A 21,113-nucleotide genomic window follows, 5' to 3' on the forward strand; every position below is an offset into this window, starting at 1 on the left:
AACTCGAAACCTGCCGGACGCCAGCGGGCGTCCGGCCAGATTCTTCACGGAGAAATACCATGCTGATCAAGCACAGGCTCATGGCGCTCGCCGTTGCCCTGGCGTTTTCCGCCGGTAGCGCAGTGGCAGCCGTTTCCTCGCAGGAAGCCGCGAAACTCGGCACCACCCTGACCCCATTCGGCGCCGAGAAGGCCGGTAACGCGGCCGGCACCATCCCGGCCTGGACCGGTGGCATCACCCAGGCGCCGGCCGGTTACACCCGTTCCGGCCAGCACCATGTCGATCCGTTCCCGGAAGACAAGCCGCTGTTCACCATCACCGCCGCCAACCTGAGCCAGTACGAAGCCAACCTGACCCCGGGTCAGATTGCCCTGTTCAAGGCCTACCCGGACACCTACCAGATGCCGGTGTATCAGACCCGTCGCTCCGGTTCGGCGCCGCAGTGGGTCTATGACAACACCGTCAAGAACGCCACCACCGCCAAGCTGGTAGGCGGCGGCAACGGTTTCGTCGATGCCTATGGCGGCATTCCCTTCCCGATTCCGCAGAGCGGTGTCGAGGCGCTGTGGAACCACATCGCCCGTTACCGCGGTACCTACATCGTACGCCGCGCCTCGGAAGTGGCCGTACAGCGCAATGGCGCCTACTCGCTGGTGACCTCGCAGCAGGAAGCGCTGTTCAAGTACTACCTGAAAAATGGCTCGTTCGCCGACCTGAACAACATCATGTTCTATTACCTGTCGTTCACCACCAGCCCGGCGCGCCTGGCCGGTGGGGCGGTGCTGGTGCACGAGACCCTGGATCAGGTCAAGGAGCCACGCCAGGCCTGGGGTTACAATGCCGGTCAGCGTCGCGTGCGTCGCGCGCCGAACCTGGCCTACGACACCCCGATCGCTGCCGCCGACGGTCTGCGCACCGCCGACGACACGGACATGTTCAACGGTGCCCCGGATCGCTATGACTGGAAGCTGGTGGGCAAGAAGGAAATCTACATCCCGTACAACAACTACAAGGTCACCAGCCCGGACGTTAAGTACGCGGATCTGCTGAAGGTCGGCCATATCAACCCGGCGTATACCCGCAACGAACTGCATCGCGTCTGGGTCGTCGAGGGGACGCTGAAATCCGGCGCCCGCCATATCTACTCCAAGCGCACTCTGTTCCTCGACGAGGATAGCTGGCAAGCTGCCGTGGTCGATCAGTACGACGGTCGCGGTGATCTGTGGCGCGTTTCCATCGCCTACCTGAAAAACTATTACGACCTGCCGACCACCTGGACCGCGCTCGACGTGTTCCATGATCTGCAGGCGCGTCGTTACCATGTGCAGAACCTCGACAACGAGGAAAGCAATACCATCGACTTCAGCCAGCCGATTCCGGACGACGGTTACTTCAAACCGGCCGCCCTGCGTCGCCGCGGTACGCGTTGATAGCGATGTAGTTGAAGGAAAAGGCCGCTACAGTAGTAGCGGCCTTTTCGTATCAGCCTGGCGAATAGCGCTCAATCATGCGGGTTTGCCTTAACAAAACATAACGTCGCACCGATTGTCAGGGCTTTTCAAAGGCCGCTAGGATGGGCCGTCTGTCAACTGACAGCACCGCCTATAACAATAAGGGGGAAATCTATGAGTGAGCCCGTCATGCGGCGCACCCCATGCAGCCTTGCGTCGACTCAGGAACGCAAGCTGACGCTCCGTTTTCATTCGCCGTTGACCAAAGCGCTCTCGCTGTGCGGTGTGATGTCCTTGCTGACACTTGGAGCCATGCCACTGCACGCAGAAACCTCCGCTGCATCCTCCGTATTCGCCATCGAGTCGCCCAAGGCGTTGCACAGCCTGCTGCTCGATGTGGTCAACACCGGCAAGCGACTCGTTGCCGTGGGCGACCGTGGCCATATCCTCTATTCCGACGATCTGGGACAGCACTGGAACCAGGCCAAGGTGCCGACCCGGCAGATGCTCACCGCCCTGTATTTCGTCGATGATCAGCACGGCTGGGCCGTGGGTCACGATGCGCAGATTCTCGCGACCACCGACGGAGGCCTGACCTGGATCAAGCAGTTCGAGGATCTGGAGCGCGAAGCGCCGCTGCTCGACGTCTGGTTCAAGGATCTGCAGACCGGCTTCGCGGTCGGTGCCTATGGCGCGTTGCTGGAAACCCTCGATGGCGGCAAGAGCTGGGAGGACATCAGCGATCGCCTGGACAACGAGGACGCCTATCACCTCAATGCCATCGCGGCGGTCAAGGACAGTGGACTGTTCGTGGTCGGTGAGATGGGTGTGATGTTCCGTTCCGCGGATTGGGGCGAGACCTGGGAGCGTATCGAGAAACCACCCTACGAGGGATCGCTGTTCGGTGTCATGGGCACTGATCAGCCAGCCACCTTGCTGGCTTACGGCCTGCGCGGCCACCTGTTCCGCTCCACCGATTTTGGCGACAGTTGGCAGCAGATTCCGCTGCAGAAAGCCGGTAACGGCCCGCTGGAGTTCGGCCTTTCTGGTGGTGCACGCCTGGCCGATGGCTCGCTGGTGATCGTCGGCAATGGCGGCAGCGTGCTGCGCAGCGACGATGGCGGACGCAGCTTCAGCCTGTTCAATCGTCCGGATCGTCAGTCCCTGGCCGCCGTGGCTGCCGGTGACAAGGGTCAGTTGGTGCTGGTGGGGCAGGGCGGTGTGCGCCTGGCTACCGCTACCGGTGCCGACCTGGCCGCACAATAACAAGGGGTAGCGTTCGATGTCCGACCATCAAATGAACAAGGCGACCTTCCTGGAGCGCCTGATCTTCAACAATCGGCCGGCGGTTATCCTGCTCTGCTTGTTGACCACCATCTTCCTGCTCTATCAGGCCACGCAGATTCGTCCCTCGACCAGTTTCGAGAAGATGATCCCGCTGTCGCACCCCTTCATCCAGAACATGATGGAGCACCGCAACGACCTGGCGAACCTGGGCAACACCGTGCGTATTTCGGTGGAAGCCAAGAATGGCGACATCTTCACCAAGGAGTACATGGAGACGCTGCGCCAGATCCATGACGAGGTCTTCTACATCAATGGTGTGGATCGCTCCAACCTGAAGTCGCTGTGGAGCCCCAGCGTGCGCTGGACCGAAGTGACCGAGGAAGGCTTCGCCGGTGGCGAGGTGATCCCGCAGACCTACGACGGCAGCGCCGAGAGCCTGGACGAGTTGCGCAGCAACGTGCTCAAGTCCGGCCAGATCGGTCGTCTGGTCGCCAACAACTTCAAGTCCAGCATCATCGACGTGCCGTTGCTGGAGTCCTATCCGGATCCGAACGACCAGGGCAAGCTGATCAAGCTCGACTACCAGCAGTTCTCTCATGAGCTGGAAGAGAAGATTCGCGACAAGTACCAGGCACTCAACCCGAACGTGCAGGTGCACATCGTCGGTTTCGCCAAGAAGGTCGGCGACCTGATCGATGGCCTGATCATGGTGGTGGGCTTCTTCGCCATCGTCCTGCTGATCACCTTCGCCCTGCTGTACTGGTTTAGCTGGTGTATCCGCAGCACCATCGGCGTGCTGCTGACCACCCTGATTGCCGTGGTCTGGCAACTGGGCCTGATCCATCTGATCGGTTTCGGTATCGACCCCTATTCGATGCTCGTGCCTTTCCTGATCTTTGCCATCGGCGTGTCCCATGGCGTACAGAAGATCAACGGTATCGCCCTGCAATCGAGCGGTGCCGAGAACTCCCTGATGGCGGCGCGGTTGACCTTCCGACAACTGTTCCTGCCGGGCATGATCGCGATTCTGGCGGACGCGGTGGGCTTCATCGCGCTGCTGGTCATCGATATCGGCGTGATCCACGAACTGGCCATCGGCGCCTCCATCGGCGTTCTGGTCATCGTCTTCACCAACCTCATCCTGCTGCCGGTGGCGATTTCCTACCTCGGTATCAGCAAGAAGGCCATCGCTCGCAGCAAGCGTGAGGAAACCCTCGAGAAGCCCATGTGGCGTTTGCTGTCGAATGCTGCGCACCCAACCGTGGCGCCGTTCATGGTGGTCATCGCGCTGGTGGCAGGCGTCGGCTGCTTCCTCTATCAGAAGGCCAACCTGCAGGTCGGCGACCTCGACCAGGGTGCGCCGGAGTTGCGCCCGGATTCGCGCTACAACCTGGACAACGACTTCATCATCCAGAACTACTCGACCAGCTCCGACGTGCTGGTGGTGATGGTCAAGACCGATCGCGAAGGCTGCTCGCGCTACGATGCGCTGTCGGCGATGGATGAGCTGATGTGGAGGATGGAGAACACGCCTGGCGTGCAATCGGCCATTTCCATGGTCACGGTGTCCAAGCAGCTGATCAAGGGCATGAACGAGGGCAACCTGAAGTGGGAAACCCTGTCGCGTAACCAGGACGTGCTGAACAACTCCATCGCCCGTGCCGACGGTCTGTACAACGCCGACTGCTCGTTGGCGCCGGTGCTGCTGTTCCTCGAAGACCACAAGGCGGCAACCCTCAAGCGTGCCGTTGCTGCCGTGCAGGCGTTCGCCGACGAGCACAATCGTGACGGTCTGCAGTTCCTGCTGGCCTCGGGCAACGCCGGTATCGAGGCGGCGACCAATGAAGTGATCTCCACCTCCGAGTTGCTGATGCTGTCACTGGTGTACCTGTGGGTGGCGGTGATGTGCCTGATCACCTTCCGTTCGATTCCGGCGATGATCTGCATCGTGCTGCCGCTGATCCTCACCTCGATTCTGGGCAACGCCCTGATGGCCTGGCTGGGTATCGGCATGAAGGTTGCCACCCTGCCGGTGATCGCGCTCGGTGTGGGCATCGGCGTGGACTACGGCATCTACATATACAGTCGCCTGGAGAGCTTCCTGCGCGCCGGGCTACCGTTGCAGGAGGCCTACTACCAGACGCTCAAGTCGACCGGCAAGGCAGTGCTGTTCACCGGTCTGTGCCTGGCTATCGGCGTGGCGACCTGGATGTTCTCGGCGATCAAGTTCCAGGCCGACATGGGCCTGATGCTGACCTTCATGTTCATCGTCAACATGTTCGGCGCCATGCTCCTCTTGCCGGCGCTGGCGCGCTTTTTGATCAAGCCTGAGAAACTGGCGGGCAAGAAGAGCGGTTCGCTGCTGGCGCATTGAGCCTCCCCGGCGTTGCGATCTTGGTCGCAACGCTGACTGCATGAAAAACGCCGTGCTCAAGAGCACGGCGTTTTCGTTTGGAGAGGGCGGTGTGGCGAATCAGCGCAGCATCTGGTCGACCATGCGCTGCTCGTCTTCCAGTTCGCGCTGGCGGGCATCGAGGCGCGAAGCCAGTTGGAAGTTGTTGCTGGCGCGGCGCTTGGCGAAGTCGAGCTGCTCCAGGGCCTGTTTGTAATCGCCAACCAGGGCGAAATATTCGGCACGGGCCTGGTGCAAGCCGATGGTGTTGCCGCTCAGGCCACGCACTTCGGCCACCTGGTACCAGACGTCGGGATCCTTGTCGCGCACCTTCACCAACTCGTCCAGGGCACGTTCGGCATCCTGGGTGCGGCGCTGCTTGAGCAGCAGATCGACCCGCGCCTGCTGCAGCGGGTAACTGCTGGGGTAGAGGGTGAACATACGGGTTTGTCGGCGCTGGGCCTCGTCCAGGCGATTCTGCGCCATGTCCAGCTCGATCTGTGCCAGGTTGTAGATGAGCTCGTCCGGGTCGCTCTTGAGCAGCGGCTGCAGTGTCTGCCATGCCTCGTCTAGCTGGCCGCTCTTCATCTGCGCCAGAACCAGGCCATAACGCGCGGCGTCGAGCTTGGGGTTCTCGTCGAGCATCGCGCGGAAGCGCTTGGCAGCGACTCCCGGGGTTTCCTCGTAGGTCAATTGCACGCGGGCACGCATCAGTTGGTAGCGCAGGCTGTCTTCCACGCCCTTGGCCGGATACTGCTCGGCGCGGTTGCGGGTGTCGGCAATGCGCGACTCCGAAACCGGGTGCGTGAGCAGGAATTCTGGTGGCTTGGCGTCGTAGCGGTACTGGCGCATCAGGCGCTCGAACATGCTTGGCATGGCCCTTGGGTCGTAGCCGGCGCGCTCCAGGTTGAGCAGGCCGATACGGTCGGCCTCCTGCTCGTTCTGCCGGGAGAAGCGCCGTTGTTCCTGAATCGCCGCCGCCTGGGCAGAAAAGATGGTGGCCATGCCGGCATCACCGGCACCGGCAGCAGCTGCGACGATGCCGGCGAGCATCGCTGCCATCAACGGCAACTGCATGCGTTGCTGTGCTTCCAGGCCGCGGGCGAAGTGGCGTTGCGACAAGTGCGCCAGTTCGTGAGCCATCACCGAGGCGTACTCGGCCTCGGTCTGGGCATAGAGAAACAGGCCGCCATTGACGCCGATGATCCCGCCAGGTGCGGCGAAGGCATTGAGCTGCGGGCTATTGAGCAGGATGAACTCCAGACGTCGATCCTGCACCTGGCTGGTTTCCGCCAGGCGATAGACGCTGCTTTCGACGAAGTCCTTGAGCAGCGGGTCGTCGAGCTGGGCGACCTGGCCACGCAGCAGAGCCAGCCAGGCGCGGCCCAGCAGATGCTCCTGCTGCGGCGAGACGATGGACGAACTGGAGTCGCCGAGCGAAGGCAGATCGCTGGCCCCGGTGTGGGCGGCGAAGAGGCAGGCGAGCGTCAACAGGGTAGGGCGCAGAAAAGTCATGCAACTGAAGCTCTTGGCTGGCGAAATGGGCTTACTGTAGCTGGCTGGGTGTCGTGCTGGCCAGGGATCGAAGGCGTTCGGTATCCTAGCAGGCCGTGGAAAACTACCTGCGTTGGCAATACTGCGTTAAAAACAGCCTCGTGTGCGAGCCCAGTCAAAATGCTCATTTACTACACGTAAACTGCGCTTTCTCGGCCGTTTTTGCCTTGTCTTGCCTGCCTCGTCTACGTTTTCCAACGGCCTGCTAGCCGTCTTTGTTGGAGTAGACGATGACTGATGTACCTGAGTTCGATGTCGAACTCGACGCCTCCGGGCTCAATTGCCCCCTGCCACTGCTCAAGGCCAAGCTCGAACTCAATCGCCTGAGCAGTGGCGCGGTGCTCAAGGTCACCGCCACCGATGCGGGATCGCAGCGCGACTTTCGCGCCTTTGCCAGCCTGGCCGGCCACGCGCTGCTGCATGAAGAGGTGGGCGAGGGCGTCTACCGCTACTGGTTGCGCAAGGCCTGATCCGTATCGGGCCAAGGTTTCTTTGAAGGATTGCTGATGTTCAAGGTTTTGCAGGATTGGGTGCACCGTTACTTCTCCGATGAGCAGGCGGTGGTGTTGGCGGTATTGCTGGTGCTCGGCTTTGCCGTGGTGCTGACGCTCGGCGGCATGCTGGCGCCAGTGCTGACCGGGCTGGTGCTGGCCTTCCTGATGCAGGGGCTGGTCAATGGCCTGGAGCGCCTCAAGGTGCCGCAGACTTTGGCTGTCTGGCTGGTGTTCACCTTGTTCATGGGGGCACTGGTGGTGTTCATGCTGGTGCTGATGCCATTGCTCTGGCAGCAGCTCAGTACCCTGTTCAACGAACTGCCGCGCATGGTCGTCGAATGGCAGGCGCTGCTCCTGCTGCTGCCGGAGCGTTATCCCCACCTGATCAGCGATGCCCAGGTGCTGCAACTGATCGAAAGCATGCGCGGTGAGGTGGGCAAGTTCGGCCAGTGGGCCTTGTCCTTCTCCCTTTCCAGCCTGCCCATGCTGGTCAGCCTGATGATCTATTTGGTGCTGGTACCCATCCTGGTGTTCTTCTTCCTCAAGGATCGCGAGCTGATCGGTAGCTGGTTCCGCGGCTACCTGCCGCGCGAGCGTGCGCTGATCACCCAGGTGTCGCAGGAAATGAACCAGCAGATTGCCAATTACATTCGTGGCAAGTTCATCGAGATCATCATATGTGGTGTGGTCACCTATATCGCCTTCGCCTATCTGGGGCTCAACTACGCCGCGCTGCTGGCGTTACTGGTGGGGCTTTCGGTAGTGGTGCCCTACATCGGCGCGGTGGTGGTGACCGTGCCGGTGGCGCTGATCGGTCTGTTCCAGTGGGGCTGGAGCGACCAGTTCATCTACCTGATGATCGTTTACGGCATCATCCAGGCGCTCGATGGCAACGTGCTGGTGCCGCTGCTGTTCTCCGAGGCGGTCAACCTGCACCCGGTGGCGATCATCTGCGCGGTGCTGCTGTTCGGCGGCCTGTGGGGCTTCTGGGGTGTGTTCTTCGCCATTCCCCTGGCCACCCTGTTCAAGGCGGTGATCAACGCCTGGCCGAGGATCGAACCGGAGCCCGTCTAGCACCTAGCCGGGGCCTACACAAACTAAAACGCCGCGTCCTCCCTGGGAGGCGCGGCGTTTTTCATGCGTGAAGCGGGCTCAACCCTTGTTCAGCGCCTCGGCGGCGGCGAGCACCTTGTCGACATGGCCGGCAACCTTGATGTTGCGCCACTCCTCGCGCAGCACGCCGTCCTTGTCGATGAGGAAGGTGCTGCGCACGATACCCATGTATTCCTTGCCGTAGTTCTTCTTCATCTGGTACACGCCGAACAGGTCGCAGAGCTGGTGCTCTTCGTCGCTGATCAGCTCGAAGGGGAAGGCCTGCTTGCACTTGAAGCTCTCGTGCTTCTTCAGACTGTCCATGGACACACCGAAGATCAGCGTATTGGCCGCCTTGAACTGCTCGAAGCGGGCGCTGAAGTCCATGCCTTCGGTGGTGCAGCCGGGCGTGGCGTCCTTGGGATAGAAGTACAGCACCACCTGCTGGCCTTTCAGCTCGGAGAGCTTGACCTGCTGGCCGCTGGTGGCGACAGCCTGGAAATCGGCAACGGGTTTGTCGAGTTCGACGGTCATGGAAACTCCTTCATCTAGCGGTTATCGGCGATCTCGCGAGCTACACACTCAGGGATTCTGTGGGCGCCAGGGTTCGATCAGCGCATCCAGATTCAAGGCATCGGCGAAATCGAGGAACTGATCGCGCAGCCAGCTGATCTGGGTGCCGGCCGGCAGCGTCACGGTCAGCGTGGCGTTGAGCATGGTGCCGCCGGTCTGCGGGGCTTGGTAGGTGTCGCAGGTCAGGCTCTCCAACTCGACGCGATGGTCGAGGAAGAACTGGCACAGCTCGTTGAGAATGTCCGGGCGGTACACGGCGCTGACGTAAGCCACGTAGGGCAGCGCCTGCGGGCGTGCTTCGGCCGCGCCACTGCGAATCAGGTTGACCGAGAAATCGTGCTTCTTGGCCAGTGCCGGCATGCCGGACTCCAGGCGGGCCAGGGCATCCCAGCTACCGGACACCTGCAGCACCAACGCGCTGTATTCGCCATGGCGGCTCAGGCGGGTGCTGATCACGGCGCAACGGTTCTCGTGGCAGGCGCGGCTGAGCAGATTGGTCAGGCTCATGGCATCGCGGCCAAGGGCACTGATGAGCAGGAATTGTTCGCGAACGACGGGGGTGGACATGCAGCCTTCCTAAAGCGATGAACGGCCTGGACGCTCGGGCCACAGGCCAAAGGCAGCAGGGTAACCAAAAGCACCGCCGAGGGGAATGGCGGCGCGGGCCGCGCGCGAATGCTGCAGGCAGCGCGAGCCCTTGATCCTTGCTTGTGCCGGACACTAGGCGCCAGTACCATTACGGCTCAATTTTTCCGGCAGGAGTGGTTGCATGATTGCGGGCAGCATGGTGGCATTGGTCACGCCCATGGATGCGCAAGGGGATCTGGATTGGGATGCCCTGAGCAAACTGGTGGATTTCCACCTGCAGGAGGGCACCAACGCCATCGTCGCGGTCGGCACCACGGGTGAGTCCGCCACGCTGGAAGTGTCCGAGCACATCGAAGTGATCCAGCGCGTGGTCAAGCAGGTGGCCGGGCGCATCCCGGTGATCGCCGGTACCGGCGGCAACTCCACCCGTGAGTCCGTCGAGCTGACCCGCGCTGCTCAGGACGTTGGCGCCGATGCCTGCCTGCTGGTGACCCCCTACTACAACAAGCCGACCCAGGAAGGCCTGTACCAGCACTTCCGCCACATTGCCGAAGCCGTGGCCATCCCGCAGATCCTCTACAACGTGCCGGGCCGCACCGTGTGCGACATGCTGCCGGAAACCGTCGAGCGGCTGGCCAAGATCGACAACATCATCGGCATCAAGGAAGCCACTGGCGATCTGCAGCGCGCTCAGGACGTCATCGACCGCGTGAGCAAGGATTTCCTCGTCTATTCCGGTGACGACGCCACCGCCGTGGAACTGATGCTGCTCGGTGGCAAGGGCAACATTTCCGTGACCGCCAACGTCGCCCCGCGCGCCATGAGTGACCTGTGCGCCGCCGCCATGCGTGGCGAAGCTGCCATCGCCCGCGCCATCAACGACCGCCTGATGCCCCTGCACAAGGCACTGTTCATCGAATCCAACCCGATTCCGGTGAAGTGGGCTCTGCATGAAATGGGCATGATGGGTGACGGCATCCGCCTGCCGCTGACCTGGCTCAGCCCGCGTTGTCATGAACCGCTGCGCCAGGCCATGCGCCAGTGCGGTGTATTGGCTTAACCCTAAGGATTCTACGCATGAAGCGACTGGCCGGACTCTCCGCCCTTGCTCTGATCATCTCCAGCACCAGTGGTTGTGGCTGGCTCTGGGGTGAAAACGGTTATTTCCGTGATCGTGGCAGCGACTACCTGGAAGCGCGGCAGACCGCGCCCATGAAACTCCCAGCCGACGTCGATGCCAAGCGCCTCGACCCGCTGCTGCCGGTGCCCGCTCAGGTGCCCAACGACACCCAGACCTCCGGTGAATTCGAGGTGCCGCGCCCGCAGACCATGCAAGTGCGTAGCGACGAGCGCGACTTCAGCCTGCAGCGCAGCGGTGATTCGCGCTGGATCGTGGCCCAGCGCGTGCCGGCCGAAGTCTGGCCGTTGGCTCGCCAGTTCTTCGAGGACAACGGCTTTCGCATCGCCGACGAGCGTCCGCAGGTGGGTGAGTTCACCACCGCCTGGCAGCGTTTCGACGAACTCTCCGCCAACATGGCGCGCCGTCTGAGCAGCCGCGTATCCGGCGTCGCCGCCGATGCCGAAACCCGCGTGCGCGTGCGCATCGAGCCAGGCGTGCAACGCAACACCAGCGAAGTCTTCGTCACCAGCGTCCAGCGCCCGGCCGGCAGCACCGCCGATGTGGCCTTCGCCGCCAGCGGCAACGCCAGCCTCGAAGGCGCCTTGCTCGACGAGATGATGGTCAGCATGGCGCGCAGCGTCGAGCAGGGTGGTTCGGTTTCCCTGCTCGCTGCCCGCGACTTCGACGCGCCGAGCCGCGCCAGCCTCAGCGAAGACGGCAACGGCAATCCGGTACTCAACCTGAGCGCCGACTTCGACCGCGCCTGGTCGGGCGTAGGCCGCTCCCTGGAGCTGGCCGACATTCGCGTCGACGACCTCAACCGCAGCCTTGGCGTGTACTACATCAACCTGGCCGAAGGCGCGCAGAGGCGTGACGAGAAGCCGGGCTTCTTCCGCCGCCTGTTCGGCAGCGAGCCAAGCAAGGAAGAGATCGAAGCCCGCGCCGAGCGTTACCAGGTACGCCTGACCACCGTCGGTGAAGGCGTTCAGGTCACCGTGGAAAAAGACCTCAACACCATCGCGCCGGACGATGTGGCGCGCCGCGTACTGGGGCTGATCCAGGACAATCTCGGCTAAACGGCCCGCAAGCCCAGCCGATCACCGATAGGCGAAACCCGCGCAGGGTTTCGCCTGTTTCGTTTGCCAGAGACGGAAATGCCGACATGAGCACACCCACCACCCTGAGCCTGAAGAAAATCTACTCGGGCAAGGTTCGCGACCTCTACGAAATCGACGACAAGCGCATGCTGATGGTGGCGACCGATCGTCTCTCGGCATTCGACGTCATCCTCGAACAACCCATCCCGGAGAAGGGCAAGATCCTCACCGCCATCTCCAACTTCTGGTTCGACAAACTGGCCGGCGTGGTGCCCAACCACTTCACCGGCGACCAGGTCGAAGACGTTGTGCCGGCTGCCGAACTGCCCCTGGTCGAAGGCCGCGCTGTGGTCGCCAAGCGCCTCAAGCCAGTGGCCGTGGAAGCCATCGTGCGTGGCTACATCGTCGGCTCCGGCTGGAAGGAATACCAGAAGAGCGGCACCGTCTGCGGCATCGCCCTGCCGGCGGGCCTCAAGGAAGCGGCCAAGCTGCCGCAACCGATCTTCACCCCCTCCACCAAGGCCGCCGTAGGCGACCATGACGAGAACATCAGCTTCGAGCAGTGCGAAGCCATCATCGGCGCCGAACTGGCCGCCCAGGTGCGCGACACCGCTATCAAGCTGTACAGCACTGCCGTCGAATACGCCGCCACGCGCGGTATCATCATCGCCGACACCAAGTTCGAGTTCGGCCTCGATGAAGACGGCACCCTGACCCTGATGGACGAAGTGCTGACCCCGGACTCCAGCCGCTTCTGGCCGGCCGACAGCTATGCCGAAGGCAGCAACCCGCCGAGCTTCGACAAACAGTTCGTGCGCGACTGGTTGGAATCCACCGGCTGGAACAAACAGCCGCCGGCCCCGGCCGTACCGGCAGAGGTGGCGCAGAAGACCGCCGACAAGTATCGCGAAGCCCTGACTCGTCTCACCGCCTGATCAGCCAGCCAGGCCGAGCCAGCCTCGGCCTGGGCTTTCACAAGCGCCTGATAGCACACGAAATTTTTTCAAAATAAGCTTCGCCAAACGTCATCGAACTGTTATCATGCGCGCCGCTTGGGAAGATGCCGGAGTGGTCGAACGGGACGGATTCGAAATCCGTTGTGTCAGCAATGGCACCTAGGGTTCAAATCCCTATCTTCCCGCCATATCTCAAGCCTAAGCCCCTGAAATTCCTAGAGTTTCGGGGCTTTTGCTTTTCAGGGCATTATCGGCAACGTGCCGGACAATGCATCAGTTATCCAGGACCCTGGCACGGCGAGCGGCGAACTCAGCTTCCACCTCGGCATTGTGCCGGCCATGACCAGCCTCTACCGATGCCCTGGCAGCGGCTACCTTGGCCTGCACGAATTCATCATGCTGTTTGGCTTGCCGCTGCTCGCGCATAAGGCCTTGAGTTACCGGAAAGTGCGGCCTGTGCGTAGGCTGAGCGGCTGTCTTGCATTCAGGCTCAAGCTTCGAGTTGAAAGCTGTTTCTTTGGTCATGGCGCAAGCCTATCAGTCAATTCTTGGTTCTTCAGGGGCAGATCACGATTTTGGGAGAAGTTAATCGTGGTCTGTCCCTTATTGTTCCTGATTTCAGAGATTCTATTAAGAATGGGGGACATATGGTCTGTCCCCTGTTTGGGAGTCTCTATAGGCTATCCGCCTCCTTTATCCAACCTTCTGCCGTAACCACATAAATACCATCAGGTGTATGGCACTTCATTCCAATGGATTCGCCTACTGTACCAGGATAAAAGTGCCTTTCTCTTTCAGTGACATCAGTTAAAATATCCATTGCACACCTGAAAACATTCTTGCCGCGACCGACGATATAAGCCAGTCCCAAATGCTCCTCGGCTGACCATAGATGAAATTTTGTCAGGAACTCGTTTGCCAGCTCTTGTTCGATCAGTGCGTGAGCGGCAGCGAGACGAAGCATGGATTTCGTCGCCCAGTATGCCTTGAACTCTTTGCAGGCGAGTTCATGCTCATAATCTCCGGTGTATATACGCACAGGGAGTTTGGGTATTAGTGGAATCATAGTTCGATACCAAGAGGCGGCTTGGTTGCAACTCATGGACATGGGAGAGGGGACTGCAATTGTGTCTTTCATTGGGCAAAATCTCTCAGTTTAGATAAGGCTTTTTCGGGTGGTAATATGCAGGACATGCCACCTAACGTTTGGTTAAGGGGCGGGCTTTAGCCCGTCCCAGTGAGCGAAGCGAACGGTTTGAACCACTAGTTAGGTATCTGCTTTCGAGTAATCATAGTCTTCAAAGTTGAGCCCGGAAGCTGAGCCAATAACGGAGCCGCCAAAGCAGCACTCCGGATTAGGGCAAACAGCTGATACCCCATCTTGCCAAGACTTGATGTCCGATGGTGGAAAGCGTCTGTAGCAGTTAGTGCACATGCATATGTCGCTTGCTTCAACTTCGCAGCGGTTCCCCCATGTGTGACTCTCAAGACTCTCTCCGAGCTCTCGTAGTCTTTCTTTTGAGAAACCCTTGGGATTGTGCATGTACACTTTCCTCTGTATCTCAGTGCGGTAGCCTAACGTTTGGTTAAGGGGCCGGCTTTAGCTGGTTCCAGTGAGCGAAGCGAACGATTTGAACCACTAGTTAGGTGCTGGATTAACTGATAGGACTGCTTCATACACTCCGCTTTCGGGGCTGAAGGGTATAAAGCTGTTTACCCCTTTTTGAACCCACAACTTACCGCACGACTGACACTCGTAGGCCATAATAGAGTTGTTCAATAATGTGCTTCCGATAATGTCGTAGCAGGCTTCGGCCGCTTTCGGTCGCCAGGGCGTATTTCCGTATCGTTTATCTAAATGAGCTTCTAGATTTCCAGCTTTTGCTGCAATTAATAGAGAGTTCATTTCTTGCGCCAAGTCTTGAATGAAATTCTCTTCCTGCTGATCTTTTATAATCAAGGCTTTGTAGGGCAGTGAGTCCGTTTGGTCACGGATTATATTGCCGCATGTGCATGCAAGCTTACTCATGAAGCACCTAACGATTAAGCTAAGGGGCCGGCTTCGCCGGATCCAGCGAACGAAGTGAGCGCTTTGAGTGCTGTAATGGACTCCCCCACGCCACAGTTCTATACCTGAGGGCTGTTATAGCTGAAATTGGGAGAGCCGTTATGAAGCGCATCGCTGTTGATCTGGTCAAGTCCGTTTACCAAGTTACCGAGAGTGTCCGTTTCGGCCAGGTGGTACAGCGCAAGCGGCTGAACCGAGAGGCGTTCCGACGATATATACAGGAGCAGGCCGAGCCGGTCGAGTGGGTGATGGAGGCCTGTGGCGCGGCACATTACTGGGGACGTTTCGCGCAATCGCTCGGTCATCAGGTCAAGCTGCTGCACCCGCGCTACGTGCGGCCCTATCGGCGACGCAACAAGACCGACCGCAACGACTGCGATGCTATGCTGGAAGCCGCGCGCTGCACCGACATTCATCCCGTGCCGGTGAAGAGCCACGATCAACAACAGCTCCAGCAATTGCATGGGCTGCGGGAAACCTGGAAGAAGAGTCGCACCCAGCGCATCAACCTGCTGCGCGGCATGCTGCGTGAAGCGGGGATCGAAGCCCCGACCTCGACCGCCGCCTTTATCCGTGCAGCCAGTGAGCTGGTTGAACAACCGGAACTCAAAACCTTGAGCCGCCTACTGCATATCGTCCTGGCCGAGATCAACCTGTACGAACAGTGCATGGCCGAATGCGAACAGCAGCTCAAGCGCTGGCATGTTGACGATGAAATCGTGCGCAAACTGGATGAGGTCAGCGGTATTGGGCTGCTGACTGCCAGCGCCCTGACCGCCGCTATCGGTAAGCCTGAGCGCTTTGCCAATGGCCGCCAGCTCAGCGCCTGGCTGGGTATGACACCGCGCGAGTTCAGCACCGGCAATAGCCGCAAGCTCGGCCATATCAGCCGACAGGGCAATGTCTATGTACGCACGTTATTGATCCACGGCTCACGTGCAGCCTTGCTCGCCGCGCAACGCTTTGCTCACTACTTGTGGGGAGAGTCCATATACTATTGTTAGACGCCATACCCACTGTAAGTAGAACCTGCGTAGTAGAAAACCCAGCCGGAAATGTAAGGCAACAGCGCTATAAATAGGAAGACCAAAAATACTAGCGCGCCTCGCCAGCCTCGCGTATGGATGAGATACGCCGGCAATAAAATGGGCCAGAGGAAGAAAATAAAAGCGCCAAACTCATAAGGACGATGGAAATTATATTTCTTTGCGTCATCCAGACACCATAAGGCAACCATAAGAGCGAAAGACCAAGCCATTAAATTTTCGTACTGAGGCGCAGGGTCATAACCCAAGTAACCCATGATTGAGTAATGGGCTATCGAGATTGCGACTACGATTGCAATATTGGTGGGCTTACGCATAACTTCCTTGTGGTGTCTAATGTTTGGTTAAGGGGCCGGCTTTAGCCGGTTCCGAGTGAGCGAAGCGAGCGATTTGAATTGTTAGGTCCTATAGGAGGCACCGTGGGTCACCGCCAATTGCACTTTCATTTAGTTTATCGAAGTACCTCTCCCAAACGAAGTTGTAAGCTGTGGCAGACATTTTTGTTGTGCAGTTGAAGTTTCCGTTTGATATTAATATATTTAAGAAATAACCGGCACCCGTACCTGATGGTGAGTAAACTGAAAGTTCCGTGGCTTCATCGGTTGTTTCTTTTTTAAGCTGCTGGTTGTTCACGAAGCCAACGCCATTTCCAGTGCTGACGTAGCTTGGTTTAAAGCACTTTAATAAGTATCTCTCAACTCGGCTTTCGACTAATGTTCGCTCATAAGCGAAGCAGTATTCGGGGCTTTTATTGCCGGACTGTGCAAGCTCTTCCTTTGTTTCGGGAAAAATCGAACATCCGCTTAGAAGGCTGAGGGAGAATGCTATGGTTTTTTTCATGACTTTAAGTGGTGCCTGACGTTTGGTTAAGGGGCGGGCTTTAGCCCGTCCCAGTGAGCGAAGCGAACGTTTTGAACCGCTAGTTAGGCAGCCTGCAAACCATCACTATTTCTCCAATACAACGTTGATTCGTACTGGAATGAAACCACAAAATTAGCATCACCGAACGGGGCATAAGTGCTCCCACCCAAACTTCGGTCTCCATTTTCTCCATATCTCTGCCTCCCATCTATTGCAGCGTGCCCCGCAGGTAACATTTCCTATTCGAGGTATTTTTATTGCCCATCTTGATGCAATAAAGACTCTTCGATATACACCTGCGGGCATGCTTTGGGCACCTAACGTTTGGTTAAGGGGCCGGCTTTAGCCGGTCCCGAGTGAGCGAAGCGAGCGGCTTGAACCAGTAGTTAGGTGAACCACTGCCACTTACTAGAAATGCCAGAATATGCTTTTTCTGCTGTTTTCTTAACTTGTTCGATTGAGTCTCCACCGCCAGCGGCAAGAACCTCCCATTGCTCATTGCAATAGAAAAGGAGGTAGTCATCTTCTCCTGGGTTCTGGCATATAGAGAGCTTAGGGACTGGCCCTATAAGGTTTCCATCTACGTACGTGGTAACTCTGCCAGTATAGATAACGGATTCATCAACTACCGCAAAGGCTATTACCTTTGCGGAGTCCTGAATTGCGGGCGGCTTAGGTCTGTCCATGGTTACCTAACGATTAAGCTAACAGGCGAGCAAAAGCGCAGCTTTTGCGAGTCCAGTGAGCGAAGCGAACGGTGTTGAGCGACTTGTTATGCAACTGACCACCGATGCCCTTCAGGTAAGCACTCTTCGCATAGCGGTACACCATTAAGCAACGCGCCATCAAAAACTATTATTTGCGTGTCATCGCTCAGGTCGAGCCCGGCAGGATTAGCTTCCCTGTTAACCATATAATGCCCACATTTTGAGCAGTTGCAAATTGAATATTTTTGTGTGCTTAAAAAGTGGGTTTCTCCGTATTGGTACTCGAACCCATACTTTGAGATTAATGAGGCTAACTCTGCTCTTAAACACTCAATTTTCTCACCCGGAATATCTAGTTCAATCTCGCTGCTGGAGAACTCAGAGGTGCAGCTGAATTTTGTAACAGCGAGATGTTTCATGTGTCACCCCTGAGGTGCATAACGTTCGACATGAGCGGCAGGATCAAGCGCAGCTTGAGCCTGTCCGCTCGATGGAGGGGTTAGGCGACAAGGCGGGTTGAATCAGCTTCACAGTTGTAGATGAACTTGAGAATCCTGCCACCGCTCAGCTCGATGTTGACTTGAACATCACCCGCCTCGGATCCCTCATAGGAGACCCGCTCCACCACATGGCCGACAATGCCCGCCACCCCTGAAAGATCGTTCAGCAACAACCCGAACGCTAGATCAGTGTTTTGCCCAGCCTCCGGCTTCTCACTGACACGCCAGAAGACCGTACCGCACTCAAAGTAGAGCCGATACCAACGTTCGTTGAAGCATAGGTGAGCCACGTTCACCTGATCGGTAATTTGCAGCCCTTCATAGAAGTGCTGCAGCACGAAGCCAGTGCACTGTAGGCCTAGCAGCTGCGGCTCCTCGCCGTTGATGCAATAGTGGGGCACGGTAGATTTTCTTGGCGCCTAACAGTGATTAGATAGTCTTCTTCACTAACACATTAGTAGAGCCAGCGGTCTAACTCCGCACTGCAGGGTGTAACCATCCATAGCAAGCACTTAAAAATCAATAAGTTACACAGAAGGCTATACGGCTGAGCGTATTCGCTTGACTTCCACATTTTGCGCTTTCATTACTACTGGACAGATATACACAAAAGCACTGCGACGGTGCAAGGACAGCGAGGGTGCGTGTCGAAATCAACGGGCGACATAGTGCCGCAATGGGCAGGAGGGATGAGCCGAAAAGCCTCGATTTTGCTGGCTTTGGGCAGCGATGGGCAGCAACGGGCATCCGTAAAAACGGGTTCAAATTCCTATCTTCCCGCCTGCAAAAAGCTGCGTGACTCAATGGGGTACGGGGTTTTGCGTTTCTTTGAAAAAATGCAGAGTCGTTTGGGGGGCGAATCCAGTACCAAACCGCTCTGCTCAGACATATACCGGCCCATGCGCTCTTAGTCATGGTCGTGTCGGCATGGCCTAGCTGCTTGTCCAGCCATTCCAGTGTGACGTGGTTTGAACTGGCCTGGCTCGGATACGTATGCCGGACTTCAGGCTTTCCTGTAAGAGCCAGGTGCTTCGCCTGTCCAGGCTTTGAAGGCACGCTGGAAGGCTGCGCTATCTGAAAAACCGAGCTCTTCGGCGAGCTTGCTAAGTGGCACGTCTGAGCAGGTCAGGCGCTCGATTGCAATGTCGCGTCGAAGCTGATTTTTGATCATGCGGAAGGAAATACCTTCGTTATTCAGGTCGCGCTGCAAGGTGCTGGTTGAAATGTGGAGCGCCTTGGCAATGACGCCAAGCTCGGGCCAGTCCAGCCTGTTCTGCAGAAGGAAGGCGCGCACTTTGGCCGAGGTGGGCTGATCGAGGCGCTGTGGTGCAACCAGGATATCCGGCGTTCTCGCGATGAAGCTCTTTATCTCGCTCAAGCTCATCTGCCAGCGTTGCGACAGGGCTTCGGCACCGAACCAGATGATCGTGCTTGGACGGTCAAAGCGAATTTTTCCCGGTAGCAGTTGTTTGCACTCGGCCACATGCTTGGGTTGAGGCGTTGCCAGGTCAAATGCTGGATTCGGAAGTGGCTGCCCATAAAGCCAGTTCATGAGTCGCAGCAGCACGATCACCAGAATCTCATGAGCAAATGCTCTCTCCGGTAGATAGCTCGGTGGAATGTCGATGCGCAGCCCAGCCATCGCCCCATCACGTATCAGCAGCACGGTCACGTCATCGTGAAGCAGGTTCATCGCCTTACAGGCCTGGCGAATAGAGCCCTCGAAGGTGCTGCTACCTACGACTGATTGCACCATCAACGCGAGCGAACCTCGCCTCAGCCTTCTGGAGAACAGCCCGACGCCTTCATCATCCAGCGCTTCCATGATGCTTCTGAACAAGCTCATGTACTGGGCGATGGTCACTCGGGCATCAGGTTGTTCCAGCAAGTCAGCTGACATGCCTGCCCCTATCAGAAAGGGAGCAGAGGATCGCTCCATCCGCTTAAGCCCTGCGAGTAGGCCCTGAACGAATGCGACCGAGATGGTCGTGTGCGGTGGGAGTGTCGTCGACATATCCAGATTGAGGTCTTCTGACATTGGGTTGAAGTGAGTTGCTATCGCTGTCAGCCATGCTGATTCATAGCATCGCAGACACCTCAATCCAACTGTGAGAGCCGCAATGAGCGTGCGTGTCTGTGTATCCGGGGTTGGCATGATCCCCTTCAGCAAACCTGGTGCCAGTGAGACCTATGATGTCATGGCGGGTGCGGCTGTTCGTGCTGCGCTGCATGATGCAGGTATCGACTACGCGCGTATCGAGCAAGCTTATGTGGGCTATGTCTACGGTGATTCAGCCTATGGGCAGAAATCGCTGTATCCCATCGGCATGACCGGCATCCCCATTTTCAACGTCAATAACAATTGCGCGACTGGGGCTACCGCATTGTTCCTTGCTCGCCAAGCCATTGAGAGTAGGGCTGCAGATTGCGTGCTCGCTTTGGGCTTCGAGCAAATGACACCTGGTGCCCTAGACTACATGTTCAACGACCGCCCCCGGTCGCTCTCTCGCTTTGAACAGCTTACTGATGAACTGTTGGGCAGCAGCAACAAGCTACCTTTTGCTCTGCGCTGCTTTGGTGGCGCCGGTTACGAGCATATGAAGCGGTTTGGCACCAAGCTCGAAACCTTCGCCAAAATTCGGGCCAAGGCCAGTCGGCACGCTGCGCAAAACCCTCTGGCTTTGTTCAAGAAAGAAGTGAGTGCTGATGACGTCATGGCGGCAGAAACACTGTGGCCTGGCGTGATGACGCGTTTGATGGCTTGCCCGCCGACTTGCGGTGCGGCAGCGGCCATTCTCTGCTCTGAGGCATTTGCCAGAAAGCACGGCTTGAGCACCGAGGTTCAAATTCGTGCGCAAGCGATGACGACTGACTACAGCGCAGCCTTTGCTGCCAAGGATATGCGCGAGTTGGTTGGTGCCAGCATGGCAAAGTCCGCTGCCTATCAAGTCTATGAAAAGGCAGGTGTCGGAACCGAAGACATTCAGGTCATCGAGCTGCACGACTGCTTCGCCCATAACGAACTCATCACCTACGAGGCACTCGGTCTTTGCGCAGAAGGCGAAGCGGAGAAGTTCGTCGAGGACGGCGATAACACCTACGGGGGGCAATACGTCACCAACCCTTCGGGAGGTCTTCTCTCCAAGGGGCATCCACTCGGCGCCACCGGACTGGCGCAGTGCTTTGAACTGGTAGAGCAGCTTCGCGGTATGGCTGGTGCCCGTCAGGTGGAGGGCGCTCGCTTTGCTCTTCAGCACAATCTCGGATTGGGCGGAGCGTGCGTTGTGAGCCTCTTCGAGCGGGTCGGCGCAGGTGTGGCGTGATCGA

General features: G+C 58.3%; 20 protein-coding genes, 1 tRNA gene and 1 pseudogene. 11 read left to right on the top strand and 11 right to left on the bottom strand.

Going from position 1 to position 21,113, the window contains the following annotated elements; genetic code table 11:
- Window positions 1–59: 59 nt before the first annotated feature.
- From OU800_RS07790 to OU800_RS07800, 3 genes are all read left to right on the top strand, one after another.
- Window positions 60–1,430, top strand: a complete 1,371-nt coding sequence (locus tag OU800_RS07790; protein ID WP_268182607.1) for a DUF1329 domain-containing protein — start codon at window positions 60–62, stop codon at window positions 1,428–1,430.
- Between the two features lie 195 nt (window positions 1,431–1,625).
- Window positions 1,626–2,717, top strand: a complete 1,092-nt coding sequence (locus tag OU800_RS07795; RefSeq protein ID WP_442964740.1) for a WD40/YVTN/BNR-like repeat-containing protein — start codon at window positions 1,626–1,628, stop codon at window positions 2,715–2,717.
- A 16-nt stretch (window positions 2,718–2,733) separates the two neighbouring features.
- Entirely contained in the window at window positions 2,734–5,112 is a 2,379-nt protein-coding gene (locus OU800_RS07800; RefSeq protein WP_268182608.1) for an efflux RND transporter permease subunit, read from the top strand.
- A gap of 99 nt (window positions 5,113–5,211) precedes the next feature.
- On the opposite strand, the gene OU800_RS07805 is transcribed toward OU800_RS07800, so the two are convergent.
- On the bottom strand, window positions 5,212–6,645 hold the full coding sequence (locus tag OU800_RS07805; protein ID WP_268182611.1) for a M48 family metalloprotease: 1,434 nt from the start codon (window positions 6,643–6,645) through the stop codon (window positions 5,212–5,214).
- A gap of 269 nt (window positions 6,646–6,914) precedes the next feature.
- Here OU800_RS07805 and OU800_RS07810 point away from each other — a divergent pair, with 269 nt between their 5' ends.
- Entirely contained in the window at window positions 6,915–7,154 is a 240-nt protein-coding gene (locus OU800_RS07810) for a sulfurtransferase TusA family protein (protein WP_268182612.1), read from the top strand.
- 36 nt (window positions 7,155–7,190) lie between these two features.
- Window positions 7,191–8,252, top strand: coding sequence for an AI-2E family transporter (locus tag OU800_RS07815; protein WP_268182614.1), 1,062 nt, complete (start codon window positions 7,191–7,193; stop codon window positions 8,250–8,252).
- 78 nt (window positions 8,253–8,330) lie between these two features.
- Here OU800_RS07815 and OU800_RS07820 read toward each other — a convergent pair whose 3' ends face one another.
- Window positions 8,331–8,804, bottom strand: a complete 474-nt coding sequence (locus OU800_RS07820; protein ID WP_268182615.1) for a peroxiredoxin — start codon at window positions 8,802–8,804, stop codon at window positions 8,331–8,333.
- A gap of 48 nt (window positions 8,805–8,852) precedes the next feature.
- Window positions 8,853–9,410, bottom strand: coding sequence for a glycine cleavage system protein R (locus OU800_RS07825; protein ID WP_268182616.1), 558 nt, complete (start codon window positions 9,408–9,410; stop codon window positions 8,853–8,855).
- A 202-nt stretch (window positions 9,411–9,612) separates the two neighbouring features.
- Here OU800_RS07825 and dapA point away from each other — a divergent pair, with 202 nt between their 5' ends.
- From dapA to OU800_RS07845, 4 genes are all read left to right on the top strand, one after another.
- Window positions 9,613–10,491, top strand: coding sequence for a 4-hydroxy-tetrahydrodipicolinate synthase (gene dapA, locus OU800_RS07830; protein WP_268182618.1), 879 nt, complete (start codon window positions 9,613–9,615; stop codon window positions 10,489–10,491).
- Window positions 10,492–10,508: 17 nt separating this feature from the next.
- Complete coding sequence (gene bamC / locus OU800_RS07835; RefSeq protein WP_268182620.1) at window positions 10,509–11,627, top strand: outer membrane protein assembly factor BamC; 1,119 nt, start codon at window positions 10,509–10,511, stop codon at window positions 11,625–11,627.
- Window positions 11,628–11,713: 86 nt separating this feature from the next.
- Complete coding sequence (locus OU800_RS07840; protein ID WP_268182623.1) at window positions 11,714–12,583, top strand: phosphoribosylaminoimidazolesuccinocarboxamide synthase; 870 nt, start codon at window positions 11,714–11,716, stop codon at window positions 12,581–12,583.
- Window positions 12,584–12,702: 119 nt separating this feature from the next.
- Window positions 12,703–12,792 (top strand) — tRNA-Ser (locus tag OU800_RS07845).
- A gap of 85 nt (window positions 12,793–12,877) precedes the next feature.
- Here the strand turns inward: OU800_RS07845 and OU800_RS07850 are convergent.
- From OU800_RS07850 to OU800_RS07860, 3 genes are all read right to left on the bottom strand, one after another.
- Window positions 12,878–13,129, bottom strand: coding sequence for an antitoxin of toxin-antitoxin stability system (locus tag OU800_RS07850; RefSeq protein ID WP_268182626.1), 252 nt, complete (start codon window positions 13,127–13,129; stop codon window positions 12,878–12,880).
- Window positions 13,130–13,277: 148 nt separating this feature from the next.
- Window positions 13,278–13,742, bottom strand: a complete 465-nt coding sequence (locus OU800_RS07855) for a hypothetical protein (protein ID WP_268182628.1) — start codon at window positions 13,740–13,742, stop codon at window positions 13,278–13,280.
- Window positions 13,743–14,243: 501 nt separating this feature from the next.
- Complete coding sequence (locus OU800_RS07860; RefSeq protein WP_268182630.1) at window positions 14,244–14,633, bottom strand: hypothetical protein; 390 nt, start codon at window positions 14,631–14,633, stop codon at window positions 14,244–14,246.
- A gap of 140 nt (window positions 14,634–14,773) precedes the next feature.
- Between OU800_RS07860 and OU800_RS07865 the strand changes: the two are divergent.
- Window positions 14,774–15,634: pseudogene (locus OU800_RS07865) on the top strand (IS110 family transposase); the annotation flags it as partial.
- Between the two features lie 38 nt (window positions 15,635–15,672).
- Here the strand turns inward: OU800_RS07865 and OU800_RS07870 are convergent.
- From OU800_RS07870 to OU800_RS07890, 5 genes are all read right to left on the bottom strand, one after another.
- Entirely contained in the window at window positions 15,673–16,035 is a 363-nt protein-coding gene (locus OU800_RS07870; protein WP_268182632.1) for a hypothetical protein, read from the bottom strand.
- Between the two features lie 88 nt (window positions 16,036–16,123).
- Window positions 16,124–16,558, bottom strand: coding sequence for a hypothetical protein (locus OU800_RS07875; protein ID WP_268182633.1), 435 nt, complete (start codon window positions 16,556–16,558; stop codon window positions 16,124–16,126).
- Window positions 16,559–17,351: 793 nt separating this feature from the next.
- Window positions 17,352–17,705: a hypothetical protein gene (locus OU800_RS07880; RefSeq protein ID WP_268182634.1), complete on the bottom strand. Its 354-nt coding sequence runs from the start codon at window positions 17,703–17,705 to the stop codon at window positions 17,352–17,354.
- A gap of 80 nt (window positions 17,706–17,785) precedes the next feature.
- Window positions 17,786–18,187 (bottom strand): hypothetical protein, encoded by a 402-nt coding sequence (locus tag OU800_RS07885; RefSeq protein ID WP_268182635.1) that lies wholly within the window; start codon window positions 18,185–18,187, stop codon window positions 17,786–17,788.
- 602 nt (window positions 18,188–18,789) lie between these two features.
- On the bottom strand, window positions 18,790–19,686 hold the full coding sequence (locus OU800_RS07890; RefSeq protein WP_268182636.1) for an AraC family transcriptional regulator: 897 nt from the start codon (window positions 19,684–19,686) through the stop codon (window positions 18,790–18,792).
- A gap of 220 nt (window positions 19,687–19,906) precedes the next feature.
- Between OU800_RS07890 and OU800_RS07895 the strand changes: the two genes are divergently transcribed.
- On the top strand, window positions 19,907–21,109 hold the full coding sequence (locus tag OU800_RS07895; protein ID WP_268182637.1) for a lipid-transfer protein: 1,203 nt from the start codon (window positions 19,907–19,909) through the stop codon (window positions 21,107–21,109).
- Window positions 21,110–21,113: the final 4 nt, after the last annotated feature.

It is taken from the genome of Pseudomonas sp. GOM7, from assembly GCF_026723825.1.
Classification (GTDB): domain Bacteria; phylum Pseudomonadota; class Gammaproteobacteria; order Pseudomonadales; family Pseudomonadaceae; genus Aquipseudomonas.